This window comes from Ciceribacter sp. RN22, assembly GCF_024054295.1.
GTDB lineage: Bacteria > Pseudomonadota > Alphaproteobacteria > Rhizobiales > Rhizobiaceae > Allorhizobium > Allorhizobium lividum.
This window is the reverse complement of sequence record NZ_JAMXLD010000001.1, coordinates 597,314-610,646: the sequence shown is the minus strand read 5'-3', so window position 1 is coordinate 610,646 and position 13,333 is coordinate 597,314. Positions and strand designations below refer to the sequence as shown.

General features: G+C 63.1%; 12 protein-coding genes. 8 read left to right on the top strand and 4 right to left on the bottom strand.

All coding sequences use genetic code 11. The features are described 5' to 3' along the window. Positions 1-4: 4 nt before the first annotated feature. The 4 genes from NHF53_RS03020 to NHF53_RS03005 are packed head-to-tail and all read right to left on the bottom strand — an operon-like array spanning position 5 to position 4,534. Positions 5-1,642 (bottom strand): 5-oxoprolinase/urea amidolyase family protein, encoded by a 1,638-nt coding sequence (locus NHF53_RS03020; protein ID WP_252833043.1) that lies wholly within the window; start codon positions 1,640-1,642, stop codon positions 5-7. A 7-nt stretch (positions 1,643-1,649) separates the two neighbouring features. After that, positions 1,650-2,456, bottom strand: a complete 807-nt coding sequence (locus tag NHF53_RS03015; protein ID WP_252833042.1) for a putative hydro-lyase — start codon at positions 2,454-2,456, stop codon at positions 1,650-1,652. 15 nt (positions 2,457-2,471) lie between these two features. Next, positions 2,472-3,236: a LamB/YcsF family protein gene (locus NHF53_RS03010; RefSeq protein WP_252833041.1), complete on the bottom strand. Its 765-nt coding sequence runs from the start codon at positions 3,234-3,236 to the stop codon at positions 2,472-2,474. 11 nt (positions 3,237-3,247) lie between these two features. Then, complete coding sequence (locus tag NHF53_RS03005; protein ID WP_374590997.1) at positions 3,248-4,534, bottom strand: NRAMP family divalent metal transporter; 1,287 nt, start codon at positions 4,532-4,534, stop codon at positions 3,248-3,250. A gap of 370 nt (positions 4,535-4,904) precedes the next feature. Between NHF53_RS03005 and NHF53_RS03000 the strand changes: the two genes are divergently transcribed. The 8 genes from NHF53_RS03000 (at position 4,905) to NHF53_RS02960 (ending at position 13,332) form a co-directional block, all read left to right on the top strand. Then, positions 4,905-5,567, top strand: coding sequence for a GntR family transcriptional regulator (locus NHF53_RS03000; protein WP_252833040.1), 663 nt, complete (start codon positions 4,905-4,907; stop codon positions 5,565-5,567). Positions 5,568-6,319: 752 nt separating this feature from the next. Further along, a complete protein-coding gene (locus tag NHF53_RS02990) occupies positions 6,320-7,489 on the top strand; it encodes a polysaccharide biosynthesis/export family protein (RefSeq protein WP_252834893.1) in 1,170 nt (389 codons plus the stop codon). Between the two features lie 765 nt (positions 7,490-8,254). Further along, on the top strand, positions 8,255-8,524 hold the full coding sequence (locus NHF53_RS02985; RefSeq protein WP_252833039.1) for an acylphosphatase: 270 nt from the start codon (positions 8,255-8,257) through the stop codon (positions 8,522-8,524). A gap of 153 nt (positions 8,525-8,677) precedes the next feature. Continuing rightward, positions 8,678-9,331: a Rieske 2Fe-2S domain-containing protein gene (locus NHF53_RS02980; protein ID WP_252833038.1), complete on the top strand. Its 654-nt coding sequence runs from the start codon at positions 8,678-8,680 to the stop codon at positions 9,329-9,331. After that, the gene (locus NHF53_RS02975; RefSeq protein WP_252833037.1) at positions 9,328-10,173 is read left to right on the top strand and encodes an aromatic ring-hydroxylating dioxygenase subunit alpha; all 846 of its coding nucleotides are present in this window, start codon (positions 9,328-9,330) and stop codon (positions 10,171-10,173) included. The genes NHF53_RS02980 and NHF53_RS02975 overlap by 4 nt, the downstream gene beginning before the upstream one ends. Continuing rightward, complete coding sequence (locus NHF53_RS02970) at positions 10,173-10,826, top strand: glutathione S-transferase family protein (RefSeq protein ID WP_252833036.1); 654 nt, start codon at positions 10,173-10,175, stop codon at positions 10,824-10,826. The genes NHF53_RS02975 and NHF53_RS02970 overlap by 1 nt, the downstream gene beginning before the upstream one ends. 1 nt (position 10,827) lies before the next feature. Beyond that, a complete protein-coding gene (locus tag NHF53_RS02965; RefSeq protein WP_252833035.1) occupies positions 10,828-12,207 on the top strand; it encodes an amidohydrolase in 1,380 nt (459 codons plus the stop codon). A gap of 27 nt (positions 12,208-12,234) precedes the next feature. Then, on the top strand, positions 12,235-13,332 hold the full coding sequence (locus NHF53_RS02960; protein WP_252833034.1) for a BMP family ABC transporter substrate-binding protein: 1,098 nt from the start codon (positions 12,235-12,237) through the stop codon (positions 13,330-13,332). The last annotated feature ends 1 nt before the right edge of the window (position 13,333 follow it).

Below are 13,333 nucleotides of genomic sequence, written 5' to 3'. Positions count from 1 at the left end.
CTCCTCACTGTCTTTCCGCGGCGGCTCGGCCGACCGTCGGCGTGATCTCGGCGAATTGCGAGACCGGCCGGAACTTTATCTGCGCATTGGGCGGTATCTGCCCGGCGAGATCGAGATGATATTCGGCAACCGCGCCGATCACCGGATAGCCACCGGTCAGCGGATGGTCGGCGAGGAAGAGCACCGGCTGGCCGCTGTGCGGTACCTGGATCGCCCCGGTCGCCGTACCCTCGCTCGGGAGCTCTGCACTGTCCCGGCGCTCGATCGGCTGGTCGCCCGAAAGCCGGATGCCGACACGGCTCGACTGCGGGGTCACCGTCCAGAGCTGATCGGTGAGGCTCGCGAGGCCCACTTCGGTGAACCAGTCGGTACGCGGCCCGAGAACGACGTCGAGCGTCACGATCTCTCCGGGTTTCGGTGCCGCAAAGGCCGGCGTCTCGGTGAGTGACACACTCGTCAGCCCCTCGCGCTCGTCGGCAAGCGTAAGCACCGCACCCGCCCCGACCGGCTCGGGCCCGACGACGGCGAGCGTGTCGGTCGCCGCACTGCCGAGCACCGGCTTGACGCTGAAGCCGCCGCGGACGGCAAGATAGCTGCGCATGCCGGCCGGCGGATGGCCGAGGGTGACGACATCGCCCGGTTCGAGCGCGATCGGCCGGTAGCCGGCCGCGTCGATCTCCCGGCCCGCCGCGTCGCGGACAAAGATCGGGCAAGGTGCACCCGCAAAGGCGATGGTAGCGCGGCCGGTTGCCTCGAAGGAGAACCCGCCGAGGGTGATTTCGAGGCAGGGCCAGCCGGGCGGGTTTCCGACCGCCCGGTTCGCGGCTTTCAGCGCGCCCTGGTCGAGGGCGCCCGATGCCGAGACCCCCTGCCCCGTCTGGCCGAAACGGCCGAGATCCTGGAAGAGCGCGGGGATCGGCGCAGTGAGTACCTTGAACACGGGTGCCGTGGGTACGCTCCCAGTCTCGTTCGACGCCCTCTCCGCGGTCGTCGCGGCCGACGTTACCGCTTCCGCCGTGCTCCGGTCGCGCTTTTCGAGATCGAAGAAGCGCACGCGGTATCCGGGCTGGAAGAGCGCCGGCGGATCGCGGGAAAGGTCCCACATCTTTTCGGGCGTCGTGCCGATGATCTGCCATCCGCCGGGGCTTGCCTGCGGATAGACGCCGGAAAAGGCACCGGCGAGCGCGACGGAGCCTGCCGGGATGCGCGTGCGCGGGCTTTGCCGCCGCGGCACTTCGAGCGCCGGATCGCCGCCGACCAGATAGCCGAAGCCCGGCGCAAAGCCACAGAAGGCGACCGTGAATTCGCTTTCTGTATGCCGGCGGATCACCTCCTCGACGGAGAACCCGGTCAAAGCCGCGACCTCGTCCAGATCCTCACCGTCATACCGCACGGGGATTTCGACGAGGTGCTCGGAAGGCGCGGCGCGGACGGAAAGGTCCCGACCCGAGATCGCCGCGGCAAGTTCGCCGGCACTCAGCCGCTCTGGCCGGAACCGGACCATCAGCGTGCGGGCGGCCGGCACCAGGTCCTCGATGCCGGCGACCGGATCGGCCTGAAGGGACGCAAAGAGGGCCAGCGTCTCGTCGAGATCGGCAAGCTCGACGAGGATCGTCGTCAGGCTGACGGGCAGAAAGCGCATGCGGACCTCAGGCGTGATAGGCGGAATCGGGAATATCGGTGATGAACATGTGCCCCGGCGCGTGGGTGATGGCAAACGGTACGCCGGAGGCCATGACGGCTGCCTGCGGCGTCACCCCGCAGGCCCAGAACACCGGCACCTCGCCGGGCTCGATGCGCACGGGATCGCCGAAGTCCGGCTTCGAGAGATCATCGATGCCGATCAATTCCGGCGCGCCGATATGCACCGGGGCGCCGTGAACGGCGGGAAAGCGGCCGGAGATCGTCGCGGCGTCCGCAACACGCGAGGCCGGAATCGGCCGCATCGACACGACCATGTTGCCCCTGAGCCTTCCCGCCGGACGGCAGGGCTGGTCGGTCAGATACATCGGCGCGTTGGACCCATCGGTGATGTGACGGATCTCGATGCCTGCCTCGATCATCGGCGTTTCGAAGGTGAAGCTGCAGCCGATCAGGAAGCTTACGAGGTCAGCGTGCTCGGCCCAGGCCGCTGTCGCATCCGGCGTCTCTTCGGCCAGCTTGCCGCCGCGCCAGACGCGATAGAGCGGAATGTCGGTGCGCAGGTCGGCCCCGGGGGCGAGCACCGTCTCATGCGAACCCGGATCGGAAACGTCGAGGACCGGGCAGGCCTTCGGGTTGCGCTGCGCGTAAAGCAGGAAATCGAAGGCCCAGTCGCGGGGCAGTACGATCATGTTCGCCTGGGTGAAACCGGGTGCCACCCCGGACGTCAGCTCGACGGCGCCGGCACGATAGCGTTCGCGCGCGGCCCGCGCCGGGCCTGCATCGACATGGCGTAGGTATTCGAGAGAGATCATGCCGGTCTCCTCCCCTCAGTTCGCAAGGAAGGAACGCACGCGGACGCCATCGGCCTCGAAGGCACGGCGGATGTCCCGGGCAATGGCAACGGCGCCGGGGCTGTCCCCGTGAACGCAGATCGATTGCGCATCGATCCTGATCGTCGAGCCGTCGATCGCTTCCAGCGTTCCCTGGTGGGCGAGCCGCAGCATGCGCCGGGCGATCAGCTGCGGGTCGTGCAGCAAAGCACCCGGCTCCCGGCGCGAGACGAGCTGGCCGTCCGGCTGGTAGGCGCGATCGGCAAAGGCCTCCGCCACCACCTGAAGCCCCGCCTTGCGGGCGAGGTCGAGGATCGGAGAGCCCGCAAGCCCCATCAGGACCAGCGAGGGATCGACCGCCATGATGGCGTCGATCACGGCCTGTCCCTGCTTCGGATCATGGGCGATGCGGTTGTAGAGCGCGCCATGCGGCTTGACGTAGCCGACGGTCGTTCCGGCGACGGCGGCAAGTCCCTTGAGCGCCCCGATCTGATAGACGACGTCCGCGGTGAGCTCGCTGCTCGTCACATCCATGTCGCGCCGGCCGAAGCCGACGCGATCGGGATAGGAGACATGAGCACCGATCGAAACACCTTTCTCGGCCGCCGCCTTCACCGTCTTCAGGATGCCGGCGGGATCGCCGGCGTGAAAGCCGCAGGCGACATTGGCGCTGGAGACGATGGCGAGCATCGCTTCGTCATCGCCCATCTTCCAGGCGCCGTAGCCCTCACCGAGGTCGCTGTTGAGATCGATTGCGGTCATCGAGAATCCCCTTATGCGGTTGCCGTCAGAAGCGCGAAGATCGGGCCGATCGACTTGTAACCCATGTACCAGGTGAGTGCACAGACCGCTGCACCAAGGACGAGCAGCCAGCGCGGATAGCGGTATCCGCCCATCAGGTCGGAGCGCGCCCAAGCGGCATAGACGAAGATCGAAAGGCCGATCGGCAGGATGAGCCCGTTGAGGCCCCCGACGAAGACCAGCATCTGCGCCGGCGGCGTGGTGATCACGACGTAGAAGAAGAGCGAGACGGCGATGAAGACGACCGTTGCGAGATTGCGGGCGCGCTCGCTGATGTCCGGCTTGAAGGCGGTGAGGAAGGAAACCGAGGTATAGGCCGCACCGATGACCGAGGTAATGGCGGCGAACCACAGGACGGCGCCGAAGATGCGCAGGCCGACATTGCCGGCCGCAGCTTCGAAGGCCTGTGCCGCTGGGTTGGCGCCCTTGCCGGAAATATCGATGACGATGCCGCTGGCGACCACACCGATGATCGCGAGGAAGAGCACGTAGCGCATGAGGCCGGTCACCGCGATGCCGGAGAGTGCGGCCCGGTTCACGGCGCCGAGATTCTCGACCCCGACCGTTCCCTTGTCGAGCAGACGATGCGCGCCGGAATAGGTGATGTAACCGCCGACCGTTCCGCCGACGATGGTGGTGATAGTCGCGAAATCGATCGTGGCCGGCAGGACGGTCTGGTAGAGCGCATCACCGACCGGCGGCCCGGAGACGGTGGCGACATAGAGCGTCAGGACAATCATCATGACGCCGGCGACGATGATCAGCCGGTCGATGGCGACACCTGCGCGCTTTGAGAGAAAGATGCCGATCGCGATCAGGGCGCTGATCGCCCCGCCCAGTTTCGGGTCGATGCCGAGCATGGCATTGAGGCCGAGTCCGGAGCCGCCGATATTGCCGATATTGAAGAAGAGACCGCCGACGATGACCAGCACAGCGAGAACGTAGCCGGTTCCCGGAATGGCGGCGTTGGCGATGTCGGAAGCGCGCATGCGCGTCAGCGTCACGATGCGCCAGACGTTGAGCTGGACCACGAAGTCGATCACGATCGAGGCGAGGATCGCAAAGGCAAAGGCGGCGCCGAGCTTGGACGTGAAGGTGGCCGTCTGGGTGATGAAGCCGGGGCCGATGGCCGAGGTCGCCATCAGGAAGATGGCGGCGGTGAGCGAAGCGCGACGCGACTTGGCCGACTGGCTACCCGGAGTGGCGAGCGAAGCATCGGCCATCGGGCCGGCACCTGCGGATATCGAATGCTGTTCCATGAACCCTCTCCTTATGATTACGGCCCGCCCATGCACGGAGGTGGGGCCGGTCTGCTGTATTCGACAGGCGCAGCGTCGCCGCGTTTCACAATTCTGTCAATATTGTTGAACAATTTTCTTTTTTGATTCCATCATTGTGTCATTTTGTTGAGCGTTATGGTATGCTTACGCGCAGAATCTGCCTTCATGTTGCGCATAATTGCCGCTTGGGCGGCGCGGACCTTGCCTCGTCCGCCGCTTCGGGGATATTGCCCTATGGGGTCGCCCCGACAGGCGCGGACCCGCAGGTCCAGGACGCGCGCGGCATCCGGGGGCGGGCGGGTTGACCGGAGGAGGCGGAAGAACGCAGCGTGCGCGCCGAAAGGGGCCGATGACACATCACGATCCAGCACTGACCCTGGCACAGCGGCTCGCCGAACAGATCCGCGCGCGGCTGATCGCCGGCGAGTTGAAGCCCGGCCAGCGGCTCTCGGAAGCAGCGTTGAGCGACAATCTCGACGTCTCGCGCAATTCGCTTCGGGAAGCCTTTCGCCTGCTCACCAAGGAAGGTCTCCTGCGGCACGAGCCGAACCGTGGCGTCTTCGTCGCCACGCCGAGCATGGCCTCGATCATCGACATCTACCGGGTGCGCCGCCTGGTCGAGTGCCGGGCGCTCGAACAGGCCTATCCGGAGCATCCGGCCGTCCAGCGCATGCACGCGGCCGTCGAGGCAGCCCTGAAATGCCGCGAGGCGAAAGACTGGGTCGGCGTCGGCAGCGCCAACATGGCGTTTCATGCGGCAATCGTCGACCTTGCCGATAGCACTAGGCTCAACGCCTTCTACGGCCAGATCGCCGCCGAACTGCGCCTGAGCTTCGGCCTTCTCGAGGATCCGGAGTTTCTCCACGCGCCTTACGTCGACCTCAACGCGACGATCCTGGAGCAGCTGAAAGCGGGCAAGTCGGTCGAGGCGGCACGCGCGCTGGAGGCCTATCTCGAACGCTCCGAACGCACGGTGCTGGCGGCATTTGCAAGGCTTGGAGAGATGGGGTAGGCCCGTACCTGGGCACCTGATTTGGTGCCCTTGGCGCGAGAGTCGTGCAAACCACGGGATGGGCGAATAGCGGCCTTAGGCGCGACAATCCGACTGTATCGCACCGCATTCTCACATTGGAACTGAGAAAGCATCGAAGATGCCGGTATCGTCGAGCGAACGGCTTTCGATGGTTATTCACCGGGTGCTGAATGCGACTCACGCCTGCCGGTCTGGCCCTCGTGCCGCTCCTCGATGCACTCGGGACCTGGTGGCTGGGCGGGACCGCCGTCCGGACACCGCAGCCCCGCAGTCATCGGGTTCGGTCGTAGCGAGAAAGGGGACGGCGAGATACGTCGCCGCACGACGCTCAAGCGTGATCGCCTCGACGGATAGCGCGGTCATCTGTAAGGATCGCTGCGTCGCATCCCGTCTTGGTACATTGATGCACACCGTCTTCACGGTTTCGTAACAGCTTCGGCTGCTACATCCCAGTCTGGAAACCTCTACAACATCGGGCGCAAGGGGAGTACGTAAAACCGGCCCTCGATGTTGGTGGGGTCCCTGGACCTGGCGCATTCATCGTTGCGCCGGCGATCAGGCATTTTCGACTCATCGGCAAATGCGCTAATGACAAGAGGCTTTGAGGATACGTCCGCTCACAAAATGTTGGTTGTGCATTCTTATTTGTGCCTTCCGGCTGGAAATGGCGAATTTTCCTATGCTATGGGAACGCAGTCTGCCTTCGGGCCGTCTTTGTCGGGAGACCTAGTTTGAAACGTATTGTTGTGGCGGTTGTTTGTGCTGGCTTGGCGGGTTGTCAGGCTCTTCCCGGCGCAGGTCCTTTGGCAGCGGATATCAATGCCCAATCCGGCAGATCCATCGCCGAGTCGCACCGAGCCAATGCCGCGGTATTCGAAGTTGTCGACGTGGACGCTCGCACGGCGAGGACAGTTGCGAACTTTTCCGTCGGCCTCCTCAAGCGACGTTTCGGCATTGGCGGTGGTGCGAAGAGCGCGGTGATCGGTGTAGGCGATCAGTTGCGCGTAACCATCTTCGAGGCAGGCTCCGACGGCCTGTTTTCGACCTCCGACTCCAAGCAGACGAACATCGACATCGTCGTCCAGCCGGACGGCAAGGCAGCCATCCCCTATGTTGGACAGGTGGTCTTTGCCGGTCGCACGCTGGAGCAGGCGCGCCAGGCCGTTCTCAGTGCACTGGTCAACAAAGCTGTTGAGCCTGACGTGATCGTGACGAGTGCCAGCACGGCGTCTCGAAACGTGACGGTCTCCGGTGCTGTGGGCAAGCCCTCGATGGTACCGCTCGGGCTCTCCGGCGAAACGATCATGGAGGTGATTGCCAAGGCAGGCGGTCCAGCCACGCAGCCCTACGAATCTTATGTGACGCTTACACGCGGCAACAAGACCGGCACGGCCTTGCTGCAATCGATCATCGATAATCCATCGGAAAACATCTACGTACAGCCGAAGGATCAGATATTCGTCACTCAGGACCCGCGCACGTTCACCGCTCTCGGAGAAGTCTGGAAGAACGGACGTATTCCGTTCGGCGCCAACGACGTCAACCTTCTCGAGGCAGTCGCCTTGGCCGGGGGTGGAGCCGACGAACGTATCGACGCGAAAGGCTATTTTGTCTTCCGTTACGAAGAGCCGGAGATTGTTTCGGACCTACTGGGTCCCGAACGGTTCCATGACCTTCTCTCGAAGGGTATGGCGCCGAACAAGGAAGGCAAATACCCGATCGTCTATCGTTTCGATATGTCGGTTGCGGACAGCCTCATCATCGGGCAGAATTTCCCGATCAAGAGCCGCGATGTGATCTACGCATCTCGCCATCCGACCGTCGATTTCCAGAAGTTCATGAGGCTTGTGTCGACGCCGGTTTCCACAGCGCGGACGGCCCAGCTCATAGCGAACCAATAGTGGTAAGCGGTCTCTCTACTTGTGAGCTTTCGGGCGGTTGTCCATTTTGGCTGGACCGGGGAGACCGGAGTTGCCAAGCTTCGGCATCCACCGGAGCGTCCGAATGAACATCCATAAGAATGCCCGCCAGACGCCGATACGTTACCGTACTTTCTCACTGGCGGTGCGTCATCCGCAGGCCTGATCGGCTCGTCCTCTCTTCGCAATGCTACGGTGGAGCACAGGCGTTGGCTTATTCATACTGCAGGGAGCGCATGGGAAGCAGGAGACGTAGTGTGTTCAGGGCGAAAGGCGCCATTCGCAAAGGATGATGCCGGAGAGATGTTCGCCCCCTTGTCCCATGAAGGCCTGATTCCTTCATTGAAAATGCCAGCCACTTCTCCGCCGTCGATCGACGAGGACAGCGCGTGGGGGCGAAAGGCACGAACAAACGGTGACTATCCGAAAACGAACAATCTCAAGCCCGCAAACAGCCCAGCGATGGCGACGATGAGCAGTGCGGTTTGCAGCTTCGTCCATGGCCTGCTGGCGTAATCGTTCTCTGGTCCAGGCGACTTTTGTCCCAACCACTCACCATCATCAATCCTCCTGGCCGCTCTGGCGTGTACCTTGACGCTCCATGGCCCATTCCAGGTTCGATGCAAAGGCCTTCGCGGCCTCAAGCGACAGCATCGACCTGCCCTGCCCCACCTGCAACTCGGCAATCTGCTTGCATCGAGCGTGATTTTCCTGTGACTTTCCCTTGAACGTAGGGACACGATACGAATGGCGAAACAAGAAGTCGAATTGCAGAGGCAGCGGATGGTGATCCTCGGAGAGCTCCTGCCGGACTCCTTTCTTCCCTGGATCGGCCGTCATGCATCGAAACTGGGGCTTTCCTCCACCATCACGCACGCCTCGGCAGGCAGGATAGAACTCGATCTTGTCGGCCGCGAAGAACTGATAGACATGATGGAAATAGGTTGCATCCTGGGGCCGATCGACGTCTGGGTAGAAAGCATCCAACGGCAAAAGCCGAGCGACCACATCCTCTAAACTCTCGCGGACTCCGGCATTGTGCGCTTTTTTTCATCACTCATTGCCAATGTGCAATAGTTGTGCAACTTTGTCTTTTGATGACTGGTCGAAGACCGAACACGCGCACCAAACACATCCTCTACTCCTTTGATTGATTTAGGAAATTTTAACATGCCCTCCGACACGACGGACAGATGGATGCCAGTCGCACTGTCTGCTGATCTTCCGGCAAGAACGGTCATGCCGGCCCGGATCGGGGCCGAGACCATCGCACTTTGGCGCAGTGCCTCCGGGCAGGCCGCCGCTTCCGCCGACCGTTGCCCGCATCGGGGCATGCGGCTTTCCCACGGCTTCGTCCGTGGCGAGGCACTGTCCTGCATCTATCACGGCTGGCGCTATGCAAAAGCAGGCAACTGTCTCGGCATCCCCGCCCATCCGGGCCTCACGCCGCCGGAGACGATCCGCGTCGCGACTTTCCCGGTCGTCGAACAGGATGGCTTCGTCTGGGTCGGCAAAGGCGCGCCGGAAAGTCAGCCGCCGCGCCTTGAGGGGTTCTCACCGCTCCGGTCCCTGACCGTCTCCGCAACCATTGCCGCAATCGAAGCTGCGGCGGGTGCAAGCACAGATGCCGATGGCCTGCTGAAGCCGGCCGGTGCCGCGGACGGCCTTTGTCTTCTCCTTTCCGATCAGGCCGATGGCCAGACGCTCATGCATGTGTTGTTGGACCGCCGGGCGAAGTCCCGGGAGCGCATCGCTGCCTCGCGCTTCGCCGAAACCCTGCGCCGCCGCGCGGAGGCGCTCGCCGTGGAAGGAGCACGACCATGAGCAAGATGGGAATGCTGAACGAATGGTATCCGGTCGCCCTGTTCAGCCAGCTCGCCAAGGCGGATTACGAGACTATCCTGATGGGAGAGCCCATCACGGTTGCCCTCGATGCGAATGGCGCGGCGACGGTGACGGAGGGCAAGGGTCGCGCCCTTCCCGTTCGCGTGCGCTACGGTCACGTCTGGACCTCACTCGGCACACCGGCGCACGAACTCTTCGATATCCCCGAAGGGGACCAGCCGGGCCGCCGCCTCGTCGAGGTCGGTGTGGTCCGTGTTCGCTGCTCGCCGCTCAGAGCGGTGGAGAACTTCCTCGACATTGCCCATTTCCCCTTCGTCCATACGGATATCCTCGGCTCCGAACCACACACCGAAGTGGAAAATTACAAGGTCGAGATCCGTGAGGAGGAAGACGAAGTCTGGGCGACCCAAGTGAAGTTCTACCAGCCCCAGGCGGCAAAATCGGCAGCGGGCGGCATCACCACCGACTATATGTACCGTGTGCCGGCACCGACCTGTTCGATCCTCTACAAGACCTGCCCGCCGCGACCGGGTGAATGGGATGTCATCACGCTCTTCGTGCAGCCTCTCGCAGAAGACCTCTGCGACGTATGGCCATGGATGGCGCTCTTTGATGACGAGTCTTCCATGACGGATCTCATCCATTTCCAGCAGACGATCTTCCTGCAGGACCGCTCGATCCTGGAAAATCAGATCCCGGCCCTGCTGCCGCTCGATCCCGGCATGGAAATCCCGACACGGGCCGACCTGACCTCGGTAGCATATCGGCGCTGGCTGAAGCGCCACAAGTATACCTATGGCGCGCAACTGGTGGCGCAATAATGAAGCTTTACGACTACGTCCTTTCGCCCAGCTGCTACAAGGTGCGCCTCATGGCCGCCCTCGCAGGTGTCAAACTCGAGCTGCGTCCGGTCGATTTCCACCCCGGAGCCGAGCACCGCGGTGCAGAGATTCTGGCACTCAATCCGGCAGGCACGATCCCGATCCTCGAAGACGGCGATCTGCTCTTGACGGAATCATCCGCCATGCTCGCCTATCTGGCTGCCAAGGCGGCACCCGCTTGGCTCGGCAATGGATCTGCCGAAGAAATCGCGAAGACGCAGCAGTGGCTCGCCTTTTCCGCGCGCCTGACCTCCTCGCTCGGCGGCGCTCGCCTTCACCAGATGCTGCTGGTTCCGGGCGACATCGAGAGCCTCCAAGCCAGGGGCATCGCGGCCTTGCGAGAGCTGGAGAAAGGGTTGTTCGAGCAGGCCGAACGCGGACAACGCTTCCTCGCAGCCGATCGTCCGACCATCGCCGACATCGCCTGCTTCCCCTATGTGGCACTCGCGCCGGACGGCAATGTATTGCTTGATCCCTATCCGATGATCCGCCTTTGGTCGCGCGCGCTTCGGTCGCTCGACGGGTTCATCGAAATGCCCGGTATCCACCGTCTTCACGACCTAAAGCCCGAGCCTGAAGTGGCGGAGGCATGAGATGAGCGGTTATCTCCTCAAAAACTGTGCAGCCGTCATCGTCGACGACGGCACCGGCCCGGTGGTCCACCGCCAGGTAGACCTGCTGACCGAAGGTCCTGCAATCAAGGCAATCGGCAAGGATCTTGGCGCCCGGACGATGCCCGCGGGTACCGAGGTCAAGGATGCGACCGGCTGGTTCGTCTATCCGGGCCTCGTCAACACGCATCACCACTTCTTTCAGTGCTTCGTGCGAAATCACGCCGAGCTCGACTGGACGGCGCTTTCGGTCATCGAATGGCTGGACCGCATCTACCCGATCTTTTCGCGCCTCACCGAAGACTGCTTCTATCATTCATCGGTCACGGCCATGGCCGAGCTCATCAAGCACGGCTGCACAACTGCCTTCGACCATCAGTACAATTTTCCGCGCCATGCCGGAAAACGGCTGGTCGACCGGCAGTTCGAGGCCGCGGACCTGTTCGGCATGCGCTTCCACGCCGGCCGGGGCGGCAACACACTGCCGAAATCCGAAGGATCGACCATCCCCGACGAAATGCTCGAAACCACCGACGAATTCATCGCCGACTGCGCGCGCCTGATCGACGTCTATCACGACGCCGGTCCTTTCAGCATGCGCCAGGTGGTGGTTTCCCCCTGCCAGCCGGTCAATTCCTACCGCGAGACCTTCGTGGAATCGGTGGCACTTGCGCGCGACAAGGGCGTCTTCCTGCACACCCATGTCGGCGAAGGTGAAAGCCCGGTGATGGAGGCCCGCCACGGGCTTCGCACCGTCGATTACCTCGAAGAAATGGGCTTTGCCGGTCCCGACACCTTCTATGCCCATTGCTGGGAATTGACCCATGACGAGCTCGCCAGGATGGCGGCCAGCGGCACCGGTGTCTCCCATTGCCCCGAACCGGTCTATCTGGTTGGTGCCGAGGTTACGGATCTCCCGGCCATGGCAGCTCTCGGCGTCAGGGTCGGGCTTGGCTGCGATGGTGCGGCCTCCAACGACAATTCCAACCTGATGCACTGCCTGCATTCGGCCTACATGCTGCAATGTCTCGCCGCGTCGAGCCGCAAGCACCCGGTACCGCCGCCGGCCGAATTCCTCGCCTACGGCACGACGGGCGGTGCAAGCCTGCTGGGTCGCAAAAACATAGGGCGGTTGGCGCCGGGCATGGCGGCAGACCTGTTCGCCATTGACACCCGCCGCATGGACTATGTCGGCACGCGCCATGATCCGCTGAGCCTGATCCCGCGCGTCGGCGTCGGCTCCGTCACCGACATGACCATGATCAATGGCCGCATCGTCTGGCAAAACGGCGAATTCGCCGGCCTCGACGAGGGAAAACTGTTCGCCGATGCCGAAGCGGCACTCGCCAGCGTAACGATCTGAAAAGCCAAAAAGAGGGAAACAGCAATCATGACCAACCTGACCCGCAGAACATTGATGCAGGCGGCCGCAGCGACCGGCCTCGCCGGCGTCTTCGCCAGCCGCTCCGCCTTCGCCGCCGACGAGCCGCTCGGCATCGCGCTCGTCGTGCCCTCGCCCGTCGGCGACGTCGGCTGGGCCCATGCACTCGCCGTCGGTCTCGAACCGGTCAAGGCGGCCTATGGCGACAAGGTGAAGGTCACGATCATCGAGAACGTGGCCGAAGGCCCGGATGCCGACCGCATCATGAACAAGGTTGTGGCCGATGGAGCCAAGTTCCTGATCGCCGGCTCGTTCGGTTACCAGAACGGCGCGCTTCAGATTGCCCGCCGCGATCCTTCGGTCAGCGTCCTTCACGCCTCGGGCTTCCAGGTGGCGCCGAACTTCTCGCCCTTTGCCGCGAAATACTTCCAGGGCACCTACCTGCTCGGCATGGCGGCCGCCACGCTTTCCAAGACCGGAAAGCTCGGTTCCGTCTCGGCCTTCGCCATTCCCGAGCTGATCACCTCGATCAACGCCTTCACGCTCGGCGCCCAGGCCGTCAATCCGAATATCGAAGTCTCCGTCGTATGGGTCAACTCCTGGTTCGATCCGGCCAAGGAGCAGGAAGCCGCCAAGGCGCTGATCGCGCAGGATTGCGACGTGATCTTCTCGAACGCCCAGGACACGCCGTCCGTCATCTCGGCCTGCGAAGAGGCCGGCGTCTACGCCTTCAACCTCAATTCCTCGATGAAGAAGTATGCGCCGAAGACCTATCTCGGTTGCGTCACCACCGATTGGTCGCCCTTCTTCAAGGCCTCGGTCGACGCCCATCTCGCCGGCACGTTCAAGGGCCAAAACGCCTTCCTCGGCATGGCGGACAATGTCGTCGAAGTCGTCGACTGGAACCCGAATATCCCGGCAGACACGATGACCAAGATCAAGGAGATCGAGGCGAAGATCGCCGATGGCAGTTTCTCGCCCTTTACCGGCCCGATCACCAAGGCCGACGGCAGCGAGGGCGTGGCAGCCGGAGCAACCCTGCCAGACAGCGACATCATCGCCATGAACTGGCACGTCAAGGGTGTCGCAACGCCGCTGCCGAAGTAAG